The organism is Streptomyces sp. NBC_01622, assembly GCF_045209635.1.
Taxonomy (GTDB): domain Bacteria; phylum Actinomycetota; class Actinomycetes; order Streptomycetales; family Streptomycetaceae; genus Streptomyces.
Map to the genome: position 1 here is coordinate 2,021,811 of NZ_CP109293.1, position 13,843 is coordinate 2,035,653.

A 13,843-nucleotide genomic window follows, 5' to 3' on the forward strand; every position below is an offset into this window, starting at 1 on the left:
GCGATCAGAAGGTGGTGTCGGGGGTCGAGGTCAGCGCGCCTCGGTGGACGGCGTACCGGTGCCGGGCCCCGTGCTGGCACGGAGCGAGATCGGCGGTGCGAGCAGGTGGTGCCGGGGCGGCGCGTCGGGCTGGTCGATCCGCTCGACGAGGAGATCGACGGCGTGTCGGCCCATCTCCTCCGCCGGTACGTCCGCCGCGGTGAGCTGCGGGGTCACCGTCTCCGCCCACCTGGCTGCCACAACTCCGGCGACGGAGAAGTCGCGCGGTACATGACGGCCGGCCTGGGCCAGTCCGCGGTACAGGCCGCCGAGCGCGGCCTCGTTGAGGGTGACCAGGGCCGTGGTGGCCGGGTCGTCGTGCAGGATCTGTTCCAGACACGCCTGGCCGGACGCGGCGTCGTCCCCGCAGCAGTACGTCCGGACGGTGAGCCCGCGTTCGGCCGCGGCCTTGGTGAAGCCGTCGAGCCCGCGGTGGGCGGACTCGTATCCGGCCCGCAGCAGTTGCTCGGGCCGGTTGACGAAGGCGACCCTGCGGTGGCCGAGATCCGCGAGGTGATGGACGCACGCCGCCGCCAGCGCGGTGTGGTCCAGGCCGACCCACCAGGTGCCCTCGGGGTGCGCGGTCCGGCCGATGGCGACGGAGGGGAAGCCGAGGGCGGCCAGGTGATCGACCCGGTCGTCCTCCAGTCTGATCTCCATCAGGATCGCGCCGTCGACCCGCCGCTCCCCCAGCATCCGCTGGAACGAACGGTCGCTGTCGACACCGCTGGGAGACAGCAGTACGTCGTAGTCGTGGGCGGCGGCCGCCTCCACCACGCTGCCGATGAAGTCGAGTTGCATCCCGGTGTAGTGGTTGCCTGCCGGCGGGAAGACCAGGCCGATCGTGTTGGTCCGGCCGTTGGCCAGGGCGCGGGCGCTGGCGTTGGGCCGGTAGCCCAGCTCGTCGATGACGCGCTGGATCTTCCGGCGGGTCTCCTCCGACACCGGGCGCTTACCGCTCAGCGCGACGGACACAGTGCTCCGCGAGACACCGGCTCGCCGGGCGATCTCACCGATGTTCACGGGCACTCCTAGGTCGAACCGGTTCGATGTTGCTAGAGCGCGACCACCGGTCATCGAACCGGTTCGCGTGAAGTGAAGGTAGGAACAACCCCGGCGGCTGTCAACACCTCTCACCACACCTCTCGTAACTCCCCTGGAATCCAGGGGTGAGCTGACACGACTCCCTGCGCCAGAGGTATTGCCGCCGGATTTCCGCGGTGCTAGCTTCCCGGCCCAGCACTATCGAACCGGTTCGACAACGCTCGTCCGGTGTCCGCACCCGCATGGAAACCACGGAGACCACAGTGCGACGAAGACGAATGAGAACGACGAGAGCCGGCGCCGCGGTGGCGGCCATCCTCGCCACCCTGCTCGCCGCCCCTTCCGTCGGCACCGCTCACGCGGCGGACACGGAACGACTCGTCATCGATACGGCCGCCGACACCGGCGCCTTCCATGGCGGCGCCGCCGGCTCCCTGTACGGGATCTACGGCGACGGAGCACCCAGCCGCAACCTCATCGAGGGCATGCACCTGCAGACCGTGTCCACCAAAGCGCAGGACGGCCCCCAGCACCCCGGGGCGGACGCACTGGAGGTCCTACCGCCGTTCGTCGACTCGGGCGGCAAGGACGTCTACATCTACATGACCGACATCTACCGCGGGTTCCCGTACCAGTGGCCGGGCACGACCGGCCCCGAGCGGCTCGCGGACTTCAAGGCGAAGATCAAGAAGCAGGTCGACCAGGTCAAGACGATGGGCGACTACAAGGACCACGTCGTCTACGTCCCCTTCAACGAGCCCGAGGGGAACATGTTCGGCTCGGGCGCGTGGAGCTACAACAACGTGTCCTGGCTCAACGACCCGCAGTACTTCTTCGCGGCCTGGAAAGAGGTCTACCACCTCATCAAGGACGAGGACCCGGACGCCCGGATCGCGGGCCCGAACACCTCCGTCCTCTACGACCAGGTCAAGGGCTTCCTGCAGTACGCCAAGGCCAACGACGTCGTCCCGGACGTGATGACCTGGCACGAGTTGTCGTCGCCTGCCGCGGTCCGTACGAACGTGACCAAGTACCGGCAGTGGGAGAAGGACGCGGGGATCGGCCCACTGCCGATCAACGTCAACGAGTACGGCCACAACTACCACCTCTCCGTGCCCGGCCAGGTCGTCCAGTGGGTCTCCGCCATCGAGGAGTCCAAGATCGACGCCGACCTGGCCTACTGGAACATCGACGGCAACCTCAACGACTCTGCCGTCGACGCCAACCGGGGCAACGGCCAGTGGTGGCTGTTCAACGCCTACGGCCAGATGTCCGGGCACACCGTGCAGGTGACCGCCCCGCACCCCAATCAGCAGTACACCCTCCAGGGCGTGGCGACGGTCGACCCGAAGAAGAAGCAGTCCCGGGTGCTGTTCGGTGGCAAGAGCGGAGACGCGGACGTCGTCCTCAAGAACATCGACCCCGAGCTGTTCGGCAGGACGGTGCACGCCACCGTGCAGGAGATCCCGTGGACCGGGCAGATCGGCGACTCTGCGCAGCCGCTGCGGCTCGCGGACCAGGAGGTCGCCGTGAGCGAGGACGGCTCGGTGACCCTGCCGATGACCGGCATGAACGAGATGTCCGCCTACCAGGTCATCCTCTCCCCCGGCGGCCACGGCGGGACATCGGCTCAACCTTCGGTCAGTTGGCGGGGGACGTACGAGGCGGAGAACGCCACCTACACCGGCAAGGGTTACTCCAAGAACGGGCCCGAGGGCACACCCTCGAACGTGGGCGGGTTCGCAACCTCCGGCACCTACAACGTGGGCGGTCTGCGTACCGGTTCCGACGGTGTACTGGCCTTCGACGTCGACGTCCCGAAGGACGGCACGTACGACCTCAGCGTCTTCGCCAACTCCTACAACCTGTACGGCCTGGTGCAGGAGCAGGGCCCCACCAACGTCTTCCTCCGTGTCGACGGCGCGGACCCGCAGGAGCTGCTCCTGCCGCTTGGCTACAAGTGGGTGGTCTGGGGACACACCGACACGACCGTGCAGCTGACCGCCGGCCGGCACCGGATCACGCTGGCGGCGCAGGACGCGGACCTGGGCGTCACCAAGGGCGACGCGATCATCGACAAGATCGACCTGTCCCTGCGCGACAAGAACGTGACCGACCCCGCGATCTACGAGGCCGAGTACGCCACTCTCACCGGAACCCGGCCGCAGTACACGTACCGGGGCGCCTCCGGACCGGGCGCCGTACCGCTGTCCAAGGGCGCGTCCGCGACCTTCTGGGTCTACTCCCCCACCGACAGTGAGGCGACCCTCTCACTCGACCAACTAGGTGGCGGCCGGGCGGAGTTGTCCGTCAACGGCGAGAAGCTGGGTGTTGCGGCAGGCCACGGAAAGAAGGGCACCGACGTGGTGCGGGCGTTCCTGTCCGGTGGTATCAACAAGGTCACCGTCACCGGCGCCTCCCACGGCCTCGTACTGGACCGGCTGCGGGTCTCACCCGCCGGCGGCTCGTCGGCGACGAAGGTGTACCAGGCCGAGGACGGCACGCCGAGCGGGGCCGCCAAGGTCACCGACGCGTACACCTTCGCCGACGGCGGCAAGGCGGTCACCGGTATCGGAGACGGCAAGGCCAACGCCCTCACCGTCGACGTCTTCGCCAAGCGGGCCGGACGGCACGCGGTAACCATCCGCTACTCCAACGCCGAGCAGGCACCGGCCACGCACTACAACCCCGATCCGATCACCCGCCACGCCGACCTCTCAGTCAACGGCGGACCGGCGAAGCGGGTGCTGTTCCCGACCACCTTCCACTTCAACGCCTTCCGGGAGTTGACCGTCCCGGTGACGCTGAAGAAGGGAACCAATCAACTCACCTTCACAGCCGAAGAGTTGCCCGACTTCGACGGCGACACCTACAACCCGTACGACCAACGGTCCCCGTACGCACCGGTGATCGACCAAATCGCGGTCACCCCTCTGTCGGAGAGGTAATCGCTGGAGACATGCGGGCGCGGCAGGCACGGGTAGCCGTCGGGGCCCGTGCCTGCCGCGCTCCCTGCGGGGTTACATCGGGCAGGTGTTCATGAAGGCCACGGTGTTGGCGTCGTTGGGAGTTGGGCAGATGAACTGGTCGTAGCGGGTGTCGTTGTCGACGAAGCGTTTGAGCCAGACGATGCTGTACTCGGCGACCGTGGTGTTCGGGCTGGCGAAGGTGAAGTGGTCGGCGTTCCTGAGCTCGATGAACGCCTTGTCGTGGTCGTTCGTCAGGGCGTTGTAGGCGGGCAGGGTGAAGGTGTCGACCGGGGCGACGGTGTCCCCGTCGGCGCCGAAGATCATGGTGGGCACGGTGATCTGGTCGCCGACGTTGACGATGTCCCAGGGCGCCAGCGCGATGGCCGCCTTGAGCGAGGGGGTGCTCGCCGCGCTCTCCAGCGTGCCGCCGCCGCCCATCGACCAGCCCATCACGGCTGTCCGGGTGGGGTCGATCTCGTTCTTCACCGCGCTCTTGGTCGTCAAGTAGCTGAGCGCGGCGAGCTGTTGGTTGCTGCGGTCGGTCGGGAAGTCCCACAGCGCGTTGCTGTCCAGGGTCATCACCACGAAGCCCTGGGAGGCGAGCCGGGGCCCGTACCAGGCGATCTCCGCCTGCGGGGCGACGAAGCCCGGCATGATGACGACGGCGCCGAAGGTGCCCTGGCTGGTGTCGGTGGGGAAATAGATGGTGCCGTTGTTGAAGCCCGAGCCGCTGCCCGACGGGACGACGACCGAGGCGACGGTGAACGGCCCGGTCTCGGCGGTGACGCTGGCCTGTGTCGGGGCCGGGCCGCGCTGGTAGGGGTTGCCGGCTGCGGCCTGGGCGGGGGCGATGAAGGCGAGGGCGATCGAGGCGACGATCGCGAGGATCGCCATGAGCGCTCGGGGGCGGAGCAGTTTCACGGAAGTCCTCCCGGACGCGCTGTCAGTTGACGTAGATGGCGGGGGCGCCGCTGACACTGCTGTCGACCACGGGGGCGTAGGTGGCCGTGAAGTAGCCGTTGCCCGCGCACAGCACCGAGCCGGAGAACTTGGTGAACGCCTGGTTGGTGAAGGCCAGGCTGGTGGCGCTGTTGGAACTCACCGCGGAGAGGCTGGGCGCCCGGTAGACGCAGGTGATGGAGCCCAGCAGGGTGGAGAGCACCACCGTGGTCTGGATCGTGCTGCCCGAGGCCGGGGTCACTGTGACGGTGCCGTCGGAGGAGGCGGCGGTGCTGTAGGGCAGGTTGTTGACGGTGATGCTCCGCACCCCGGTGACGCCGAGGACGTTGCTCGTGCAGCCGCTGAAGGTCTGGGCGGTCGCGGACTCGGTGGCGGTGCCCGGGGCGGCGGGGTTGTCCGTCACCGTGGCGGAGAGCGTCGAACCGGTGCAGGTGATGCCGGATGTGCCGCCGCTGCTGGTGGCGAGGGTGGCATTGGTGCCGCTCGCCAGCGAGGCGGTGAGTACGTCGCCGACGGAGACGGCGGTGCCGGCGGCGCTGCCGTAGGTGAGCACGGCGCTGTCCGCCGCGGCAGTGGTGGCGGGGAGGAAGGCCAGGGCCGCCAGGGCGGCGAGGGCGGAAGCGGTGTATCTGCGCATGCGGGGTCCTCAGACATGGAAGTGGGTGGCGAGGACGGGTCGCTGCCCCCGGCTCGGGGGTGAAGGCTGCGATCCGCGCAGGGCGGTTCCCCGACTGCGGGAACCACCGGACCGGTGCGCGTCCCCGACCTGACGTCGGGGACGCGAAGGCACTTGTTGGCGGCCTTGCGGGTGCGTGACACTGACGGCTCCGGCGGCGTCCCGCCGCAGGTCCGCGCAAGAAGAAAACCTGTGAGAGTTGTAAACCTGACGGGTATTCAAGTCAATACAATGCGCGGAAGTTCGCGAGGAAGGACGTGGAATGGCGACAGGCCCGTCGGTGCCGCCCCCGCTCGTGCTGCCCGGTACCCGCATGGCACGCGACCCGGAGCGCTCGCTGCGGCGAGGGCCCCGCCGCACCTCCCCCGAGGTGGTCGCCGCCAACCAGCGCGACCGGCTGCTCGACGGCTTCGTGCGCACCGTCGCCCAGGTCGGCTACGCACACACCCGGGTCAGCGACATCTGCCAGGCCGCGGGCGTCACCAGGCCGGTCTTCTACGACCTCTTCAAGGGCAAGGAGGACGCCTTCCTCGCCGCGCACCGGTACGGCACGACCATGGTCATCGGCGCCATGGAGGAGGCCCACGCCAAGGCCCCGGACTGGCCGAGCGCGGTGCGTGCCGGGCTCGGCGCGCTGCTCGGCATACTCGCCGACGCGCCCGCGTTCGCAGTCATGGCCATCGTGGAGATCGATGCGGTCGGCCCCGCCGGATGGGAGGCGCGCGAGGCGCTCCTGACCCGCTTCCGGGACTTCTTCACCGACCTACCGAAGACAGAACTCCCCATCCCCACCGAGGAGTTGATCGACACGGTGGTCGGCGGGGTGTACTCCGCGATCTACCGCCGGATCGCCGCCGACCGGACCACAGAGTTGCCGGGCCTGCTGCCCGGCCTGACCTACTCCGTGCTGGCCCCGTTCCTCGGCCCGGAACGCGCCGCCGCCCGCCTGACCCCGGACGCCTGATCCGAGGAACCTGTTCGCTTTCGCACCCGCTTCAGCACGGCTTGCGCCACACCCCGAGCTCCAGTTTCTTCTGCATCGACGACAGTTTCAGCCGCCGCGACTCGGCGCAGAAACGGCCCGTCGGCACGGCGTACTCGACATGGAACACCGCCTTGTCGGCTGCGATGAACGGGATGAGGTCAGCACACTCGTGGTACTGGGCGCACTCCTCGTTGACCGCGAAGTCGAAGTCGGGCAGGAGCTGGTGGATCTGCGGGAGGTCGTTCTTCAGGCCTACGGACAGGCCGAGTTCGTGCGCGATCGACGCGATCATCCGGTTGTAGCGGAGCTGGTCGGCGGCGGTGAGCGGGAAACCGGTGTCGTTGTTGTAGCCCTCCACCAGGTCCGGTTCCACCGCGTCGAAGCCCTTGTCGCGGCACATGTCGAACCGCCGCTCCATGATCGGCCGAAGTACGGACAACTCGCGGATGTCCAGCCAGCGTTCGCCCGCCCAGCCGTTCTCCTTGCCGAGCACAGAGCGGGGGAAGGCGGCCTTGTCGGGCCGGAAGTTCTCCCACGCGCCGACGTTGACGTAACAGATGACCTTGCGGCCGTCGCGGTGCAGCCGGGCCACGTCCGCCGCCGTGTTCTCGAAGCCGTCGATGTCGTAGACGGGCACGTCCACCGACGGGTCCACCCTGCTGTCGAGCTGCCACTGCCAGGCCAGCCCGGGTTGGGGCTGCCAGCGGTTCCCTTCCGGCTCCGCGCCGGAACAGCCCGCCAGTGCCAGGGTCAGCGCCAGCAGAATCGCTCGTGCCGTGTGCTTCATCGATCCGTTCCGGTCAGTGCGGGCGTCAACTCGGCCCAGGGGTTGGGTAGTTCGCCGGTCACAGGGCCGCTGACCCCGGCGCCCCGCTCACGCGCGGTGCGCACCGCGAGCGGCACCAGCACCTCGGGGACGCCGTAGACGAGATGGCACAGTCGCTCGGGCGGCAGGCGCATGGCCCATGAGGGGCGGCTGAACACCGAGACATACGTCGACCAGTGACCCTCGAAGGTGACGGTCAGGTCGGCCAGCCGGGCGTAGCCGCGCGCGGGATACATCCCGGGGTTGAGGACCACCGTCCCCGCGCCCAGTTTGCGCAGCGTTCGCACCAGCCGTCGGCAGCGGGGCAGCGCGTGCCGCGTCGCCGTCACCCGGTCGAGGAAGCAGCCGTCGACCCCGTACCACTCCTGGTGCCGGCGCAGGTCCACCGCGACCTCGGCCTGTGCGCGCAGCCCGTAGTCGGTGTCGACGTAGCCGAGCAGCCGCGCGCCTGCCCCCCTGAGCGCCGCGGCCGCCGCGGTGAACGCGGGGTCGGGCCGCTCGCCGGGCCCGTTCGCGGGGTTGAGGATCACGCCGTACGTGCGCCCGGCCGCCTGGATCAACCGGTGCCAGGCACCCGGGTCTTCGGCGGGGTGCACATACAGCGGAACAAGCAGGCTCACGGTGAGCCGTCGGCTTCCCACAGGGCGGCGAGCGCCTCGTCGAGGGTGTGGAGGGGGCGCCAGCCCAGCGCCTCCTCAGCGGCGCCGATCGCGGAACACTGCCACGACACCTCTCCCGAGCGGACCGAGCTACCGCTCCCCGCGTTCCCTTCGATACGGCCCCGGAAACCGGCCAACTCCGCCAGGCCGTGCACGAGTTCGCGCACCGGGACGGCCCGGCCGGAGCCGATGTTCAGCACCGGTAACAGCGGTTTGGGTGCGGTGACCGCGAATTCGACCGCCCACGCCACATCGCGTACGTCCACGAAGTCGCGGTGGGCGGAGAGGTCGCCGAGCCGTAGTACCGCGTCGGGGCCGCGGCCGGCCTGCCGCAACAGCGCGGTGATACGGCCCGGCAGACCGGCGGTCGGCGCTCCGGGACCCACCGGGTTGCCGACCCGCAGCACCACCGAGTCGAGGCCGGACGAGGTGACCACGGCCGTGCCCGCCAGTTTGGTCGCCCCGTACGGGCCGACCGGGCGGGTCGCCGCGGACTCCGTCACCGGGTTGTCCGGCTCGCCCGGCCCGTACTCGGCGGCCGAGCCGAGGTGTACCAGCCGGGCCGCCGGGGCCGCGTCCCGCAGCGCGGCGCACAGTACCGCCGGGCCACGGGTGTTGAGCTCGGCGAGGGTCACCGCGTCGCCGCCGGTCGCGCCCACGCAGTTGACCACCGCGTCGGGCGCGACCGAGGCCAGGGTCTTGGCCAGCTCCTCCGGACGGACGGAGGCGAGGTCGACCTGATGGTCCGCGTCGGGTGAGCGGCCGGCCCGGAGGACCCGCGCACCCCGCAGGGTGCGCAGGCGTTCGGCGACATGGGCTCCGAGATAGCCGGTGGCGCCCAGAACGAGGATGCGCATGGGGTGCTCAAGCCCCCTTGAGGAGATGGGACTTGCGGGACGTGAACTCGGCGTTGGCCCGGTCGTAGTCGTCCGGGCGCCCGATGTCGAGCCAGTAGCCCCCGAAGTCGTAGGCGTGCGGCTGGTTCTGATCCCGTATCAGGTCCAGGACCAGCTCGTCGAAGCCCAGCGGCAGCCCGGGTGTGTAGCCGTCCAGGGTGTCGCGGGAGACGCCGTAGACGCCCATGGAGACGCGGTAGTCGATGCTCGGCTTCTCGGTGAAGGCGGTCACCCTCGACAGGTCGGTGGTCAGCACCCCGAAGTCGATGTGCACCTTGCGGGCGTACGTGGCGATGGTCAGCGGTGCCCCGGACTCCTCGTGCGTGTGCAGCATGTCCGCGTAGTCGAGGTCGGTCAGGACGTCGCCGTTCATCACGAGGAACGTCTCCGGCAGCTTCTCGCGCAAGGTGAGCAGCGGGCCCAGGGTGCCCAACGGGCTTTCCTCGGTGGCGTAGTCGATGTCCATGCCCCAGGCGGAGCCGGAGCCGACGTAGGCGCGGATGATCTCGCCCAAGTGGCCGATGGCGATGGTGACATGGGTGAAGCCGGCCGTTGCCAACTGGCGCAGCACGATCTCCAGGATGGCGTGCTGGTCGCCGATGGGGACGAGCGGCTTGGGCAGCGCCGTGGTGTACGGCCGCAGCCGGACACCCTTGCCTCCCGCCAGAATCACCGCATGCATGGGACTCCTCCTTCGTGAGATTGGTGGGGTTCGTGAGGGCGGTGCCGACGGGTCAGATGTTGTAGATGCCGGTCTTGTACCGGGCGAGGTTGGCCGGGTCGCGGAAGAACTCCACGGTGTGCGCAAGCCCTTCCTCCAGGGTGTGCGCGGGCTGCCAGCCGGTCGCGGCGGTGAGCCGGCTCGCGTCCGCGACCAGCCGCATCACCTCCGAACTGGCGGGCCTGATGCGCACGGTGTCCTCGCGCATGTCGAGCGCGGTGTCCATCACCTTGCCGATCAGCGCGACCAGGTCACCGACCGAGATCTCCTCGCCGGTACCGGAGTTGAAGGTGCGGCCCACCACCTGCTCGGCGGGTGCGGTGCCGACGGCCAGGAACGCCCGCGCGGTGTCCTTGACGTAGGTGAAGTCCCGGGTGGGGCGCAGGTCACCGAGGGTGATCGTCCGTTCCCCGGCAGCCACTTGGCCGATGACGGTGGGGATGACGGCCCGCATCGACTGGCGCGGCCCGAAGGTGTTGAAGGGCCGCAGTGTCACCACGGGCGTCGCGAAGCTCGCGTGGTAACTGTCGGCCAGCCGGTCGCCGCCCGCCTTCGAAGCGGCGTACGGGGACTGGGTGTTGATGGGGTGATACTCGGTGATCGGCACCGTCTGGGCGGTGCCGTAGGTCTCGCTGGTGGAGGTGTGCACCAGCCGGGGCGTGCCCAACGCGCGCACGGCTTCCAGCACGTTGAGGGTGCCGGTGACGTTGGTGTCCACGTAACTGTGCGGCGCCTGGTAGGAGTACGGGATCGCGATCAGCGCGGCCAAGTGGTAGGCGGTGTCGGCGCCTTCGAGGAGACCGCGGACCGAGCCCGGGTCGCGGACGTCACCGAGGACGATCTCCACCTGGTCGAGGACGTCCGGGTGCAGGGTCTCCAACCAGCCGTAGGAGGAGAAGGAGTTGTACTGGGCCATGGCTCGTACCCGGTGCCCGGAGGCGACCAGCGCCTCGGTGAGATGGGAGCCAATGAACCCCTCGGCTCCGGTGACGGCGGCGAGTGGTGCGGAGGTCAACTCTGTTGTCCTTCCGATGAGTTGATGTGTGTGTGGGGGGTGGAACGGCGAACGGGTGTGGCGCGGGCCGCCTACGCGTGGGGCGCGGGACGGCCGAGCAGCCACAGCACGGACACCGACAGACACAGCGCGGCGGCTGCGCTGCACAGGGTGAGCGCGGCGACCGGGCCCGGCGACAGGTCGAAGAGCGTCACCGCCCCGGCGCCTCCCGCCGCGGTGAGAGAGACGAGCGCCGACAACCAGGCCGCCCCGAACGCCTGGAGCAGCAGGGCGGTCCACAGGGCTGCCCCGAGCGCGAGCAGCGCGACCGGTCCGACGCCGGTGAGCAAGGCCGCCGGCCACAGCGGCAGCAGATAGCCGAGCAGACAGAGCGTCAGGTTGTCGGCCGTGCGCAGCAGGAACCCGCCCGGTGTCGTGGCGGCGCGCAGCGCGGCCACCGACAGACCTCGGTAGCGGTACAGCAGCCACTCCGCGGGCCCCATGCTGACAGTCAGCACGATCACCGCGTACGGCTCCTGGCGCGCCTCCAGCAGCACCAGCACCCCGGCCGCCAGACCGAACAGGCCGTACGACAGGGAGGACAGCACGCGCGGCCGGGCCGCGCCTGGCACGGCGGGAGTTGCGAGGGGTTCCCTGAGTGCCCAGACGGTCGCGAAGAACGTGGCCACCACGGTCAGCGTCGGCAGTTCGGCCCTCACGATGTCGCCCGGCTCCCACCAGGGCAGTACGGCGGCCCCGGCGATCAGCGGGGAGAGCGCGGCCAGCAGCAGCCACTCCCGGGCCAGTACCAGTAGCACCCCGGCCGCCGCCAGATACAGCGACTGCGCTGCCGCCGCGAGGAGCAGCGGCCCGCTGTGGGCGAGCGGTGCGGCCGCCGCGGTGGCCACCAGTGCTCCGAGGGGCGCACCGGCCAAGAGGGTACGGGCTCCTTCCCGCCGTCCGGTCGCCAACCGGAGGTGGGCGCGGTGCCCGAGCGCCTGACCCCACGCCCAGGAGACCAGCCCCGCCACGATCAGCGCGGAGGCGTGCCCCCTCGCGTTCCACAGCGGTGCGGTGAGCAGGTACGCGAGGCCCGGCAGGGCGAACAGCACCCCCCGCAGCAGACAGCGCACGGTGTCCGGACGCCACGGGTCGGACGCCGGGGCCGGTTCCGGGAAGGTCCGCGGCACCTGCTCGTACAGCGCGGCGGCGAGCGAGAACAGGTTGGGATGGCCGTACCGTTCCCTGACCATCGGCGCCGTCAGGCCCTCCGCCTCCAGGAGAGCGGCCACCTCGTACGGGTGGACGGCGGGTCCGACCCGGTCGGCGAGTTCGGCGGCGAGCCAGCTGACCGCCTCCTGGTCGGGACCGTGCCAGGGCAGCCTGATGGTGAGCGTGGAGTCGTTGACGGCCCAGCGCGGCCGACGGCGTGGCGGATGGATGTCCGAGAGCCGCAGCATCAGCGTGTCCTGCTGGGAACCGTTGGGTTCCAGGGACATCGGCCCGCTCATCCGGCGACCGCGACGAAGTGCTCCGCCGGGACCGGTATGCGCTCGGACTCCCTTTGCAACGTGGGTAGTTCGCGATAGATGGCGCGGAAGGTGTCGATGGTGTGGCGCAGCGTGAACCGCTCGATGACCCGTAGCCGTGCCGCCTCGCCCATCGACCGGCGCCGCTCCGGGTCGCCCAGCAGTTCCAGCGCCGCCGCGGCCATCGACGCGGGATCGCGCGGCGGCACCACGAATCCGGTGTCGCCGACCGCCTCCCGTACTCCGCCCACATCGGTGGAGACGGTCGCCCGCCCGCACGACATGGCCTCGATCAGGGTGAACGGGAAGCCCTCGCTGATGCTGGACAGCATCACGACATTGCCGGCCGCGTAGGCGTCCCGGATGTCGTCGACGCGGCCCTCGAAGGTGACGGCGTCGGCGTGCCCGAGTGCGGCGGCCAGCGCCTCGCAGCGCTCCCGGTACGCCTCGCCGCCGCGCGGTGTACCGCCGAACAACCGCAGCCGGGTGTGCGGGAGTTGGGCCCGTACCAGCGCGAAGGCGCGGATCAGGGTCTCCAGGTCCTTGATCGGGTCGACCCGGCCGGCCCAGCTGAGAGTGAGTCCCTGCGGCTCGGGTCCGGCGGGGGGAAACGCCGTCGGGTCCACGCCGTTGTAGACCGTGCGGATCGACTCCGGTGCCGCGCCGCCCTGTTCCTCCCACACCCGGTTGTAGCGGTTGCCGGGGGTGATCAGGGCGGCCTGACGGTAGCTCTCCTGTGCCAGAAGGCGGAAGAAGCCGAGCACGACCGCCTTCACCGGCCAGCGGTAGGGCGCGATGCGGTAGCCCAGGTAACGCTCGCGCAGGTAGACGCCGTGCTCGGTCAGCAGCAGGGGCACTCCATGCTGGTCGAGTGCCGCGAGGCCCGGCAGGGTGGCGAGACCTCCGCTGACCGCATGCGTGACACCGGTGCGTGGGAGCGGTACGGCCAGTGGGCGCAGGGCGTGTTCCAGGAGGGAGGTCGCGGTGAGCGCGTCGTGCAGGCTCGGGGCGGCCTCGCGGACGGCCAGTCCCGGCCGGTTCCACACCGAGGTGAGGATCGCGATCGCCTTGTCGCCGCGCAGGAAGGGACTGAGTGTCCGGCCCGTTGCCGCCCGGGCCAGCGCGTAGAGGGCGCGCGGGAAGCGGGCCTCGGCGCGCGGGTCGAGCAGGGCGGTGAGGAACTCCTCGTAGGCGTCGCCCAGTTGGGCGCGGGCACTCCACCGGGGCTCACGGCCCGCGGGCGGGTCGCCCCACATGGGGACCGACAGGACCCGCGAGACATGCGTGGGCAGCTCCCAGACGAGCGGTTCGCGTCCGCTGCCGGTGACGGCGATGACGTCGAAGTCGATCTCGGGCATGCCCTGGACGAGTTGGTCGCACCAGACGCTCACACCGCCGTGGCTGTGCGGGTAGGTGCCTTCGGTGAGCAGGGTGACGCGTACCCCGCTGCTGGGGCGTCGCGCGTCGTAGGGAACGTACATCGATGGGCTCCACGGCCGAGGTGTGGGGGTGGTTCCCGCCCGGTGCGCCCCCGGGGGGGCAGCG

12 protein-coding genes are annotated in these 13,843 nt (G+C 70.1%); 2 read left to right on the forward strand and 10 right to left on the reverse strand.

Going from position 1 to position 13,843, the window contains the following annotated elements; all coding sequences use genetic code 11:
- Nucleotides 1-30: 30 nt before the first annotated feature.
- Nucleotides 31-1,062 carry a LacI family DNA-binding transcriptional regulator gene (locus tag OH768_RS09360; RefSeq protein WP_406451932.1) on the reverse strand — a complete coding sequence of 344 codons (1,032 nt, stop codon included), beginning with the start codon at nucleotides 1,060-1,062 and terminating at the stop codon, nucleotides 31-33.
- A 299-nt stretch (nucleotides 1,063-1,361) separates the two neighbouring features.
- On the opposite strand from OH768_RS09360, the gene OH768_RS09365 reads away from it, so the two are divergent.
- A complete protein-coding gene (locus tag OH768_RS09365) occupies nucleotides 1,362-4,031 on the forward strand; it encodes a cellulosome protein (protein WP_406451934.1) in 2,670 nt (889 codons plus the stop codon).
- A 72-nt stretch (nucleotides 4,032-4,103) separates the two neighbouring features.
- Here the strand turns inward: OH768_RS09365 and OH768_RS09370 are convergent, their stop codons facing one another.
- Together OH768_RS09370 and OH768_RS09375 are read right to left on the reverse strand one after the other, a co-directional pair.
- On the reverse strand, nucleotides 4,104-4,946 hold the full coding sequence (locus tag OH768_RS09370; protein ID WP_406465204.1) for a dienelactone hydrolase family protein: 843 nt from the start codon (nucleotides 4,944-4,946) through the stop codon (nucleotides 4,104-4,106).
- A 49-nt stretch (nucleotides 4,947-4,995) separates the two neighbouring features.
- Nucleotides 4,996-5,649, reverse strand: coding sequence for a Tat pathway signal sequence domain protein (locus tag OH768_RS09375; protein ID WP_406451936.1), 654 nt, complete (start codon nucleotides 5,647-5,649; stop codon nucleotides 4,996-4,998).
- 301 nt (nucleotides 5,650-5,950) lie between these two features.
- Here OH768_RS09375 and OH768_RS09380 point away from each other — a divergent pair, with 301 nt between their 5' ends.
- On the forward strand, nucleotides 5,951-6,652 hold the full coding sequence (locus tag OH768_RS09380) for a TetR/AcrR family transcriptional regulator (protein ID WP_406451938.1): 702 nt from the start codon (nucleotides 5,951-5,953) through the stop codon (nucleotides 6,650-6,652).
- Between the two features lie 31 nt (nucleotides 6,653-6,683).
- Here the strand turns inward: OH768_RS09380 and OH768_RS09385 are convergent, their stop codons facing one another.
- From OH768_RS09385 to pelF, 7 genes are all read right to left on the reverse strand, one after another.
- Nucleotides 6,684-7,460 carry an endo alpha-1,4 polygalactosaminidase gene (locus OH768_RS09385; protein ID WP_406451940.1) on the reverse strand — a complete coding sequence of 259 codons (777 nt, stop codon included), beginning with the start codon at nucleotides 7,458-7,460 and terminating at the stop codon, nucleotides 6,684-6,686.
- Complete coding sequence (locus tag OH768_RS09390; protein ID WP_406451942.1) at nucleotides 7,457-8,119, reverse strand: spherulation-specific family 4 protein; 663 nt, start codon at nucleotides 8,117-8,119, stop codon at nucleotides 7,457-7,459. The genes OH768_RS09385 and OH768_RS09390 overlap by 4 nt, the downstream gene beginning before the upstream one ends.
- A complete protein-coding gene (locus tag OH768_RS09395; protein WP_406451944.1) occupies nucleotides 8,116-9,015 on the reverse strand; it encodes an NAD-dependent epimerase/dehydratase family protein in 900 nt (299 codons plus the stop codon). Before OH768_RS09395 ends, OH768_RS09390 begins: the two co-directional genes overlap by 4 nt.
- Before the next feature lie 7 nt (nucleotides 9,016-9,022).
- The gene (locus OH768_RS09400) at nucleotides 9,023-9,736 is read right to left on the reverse strand and encodes an NDP-sugar synthase (protein WP_405946450.1); all 714 of its coding nucleotides are present in this window, start codon (nucleotides 9,734-9,736) and stop codon (nucleotides 9,023-9,025) included.
- Nucleotides 9,737-9,788: 52 nt separating this feature from the next.
- Entirely contained in the window at nucleotides 9,789-10,790 is a 1,002-nt protein-coding gene (locus OH768_RS09405; protein WP_406451946.1) for a GDP-mannose 4,6-dehydratase, read from the reverse strand.
- A 71-nt stretch (nucleotides 10,791-10,861) separates the two neighbouring features.
- On the reverse strand, nucleotides 10,862-12,280 hold the full coding sequence (locus OH768_RS09410) for a hypothetical protein (protein ID WP_406451948.1): 1,419 nt from the start codon (nucleotides 12,278-12,280) through the stop codon (nucleotides 10,862-10,864).
- Entirely contained in the window at nucleotides 12,277-13,779 is a 1,503-nt protein-coding gene (gene pelF, locus OH768_RS09415; RefSeq protein WP_406451950.1) for a GT4 family glycosyltransferase PelF, read from the reverse strand. The genes OH768_RS09410 and pelF overlap by 4 nt, the downstream gene beginning before the upstream one ends.
- Nucleotides 13,780-13,843 lie beyond the last annotated feature (64 nt).

What these genes read in the sequence shown, in the direction of transcription:
- OH768_RS09365 (WP_406451934.1), top strand. Translation starts at nt 1,362, where the DNA reads ATGAGAACGACGAGAGCCGGCGCCGCGGTGGCGGCCATCCTCGCCACC.
- OH768_RS09370 (WP_406465204.1), bottom strand. Translation starts at nt 4,946, where the DNA reads ATGGCGATCCTCGCGATCGTCGCCTCGATCGCCCTCGCCTTCATCGCC.
- OH768_RS09375 (WP_406451936.1), bottom strand. Translation starts at nt 5,649, where the DNA reads ATGCGCAGATACACCGCTTCCGCCCTCGCCGCCCTGGCGGCCCTGGCC.
- OH768_RS09380 (WP_406451938.1), top strand. Translation starts at nt 5,951, where the DNA reads ATGGCGACAGGCCCGTCGGTGCCGCCCCCGCTCGTGCTGCCCGGTACC.
- OH768_RS09385 (WP_406451940.1), bottom strand. Translation starts at nt 7,460, where the DNA reads ATGAAGCACACGGCACGAGCGATTCTGCTGGCGCTGACCCTGGCACTG.
- OH768_RS09395 (WP_406451944.1), bottom strand. Translation starts at nt 9,015, where the DNA reads ATGCGCATCCTCGTTCTGGGCGCCACCGGCTATCTCGGAGCCCATGTC.
- OH768_RS09400 (WP_405946450.1), bottom strand. Translation starts at nt 9,736, where the DNA reads ATGCATGCGGTGATTCTGGCGGGAGGCAAGGGTGTCCGGCTGCGGCCG.
- OH768_RS09410 (WP_406451948.1), bottom strand. Translation starts at nt 12,280, where the DNA reads ATGAGCGGGCCGATGTCCCTGGAACCCAACGGTTCCCAGCAGGACACG.
- pelF (WP_406451950.1), bottom strand. Translation starts at nt 13,779, where the DNA reads ATGTACGTTCCCTACGACGCGCGACGCCCCAGCAGCGGGGTACGCGTC.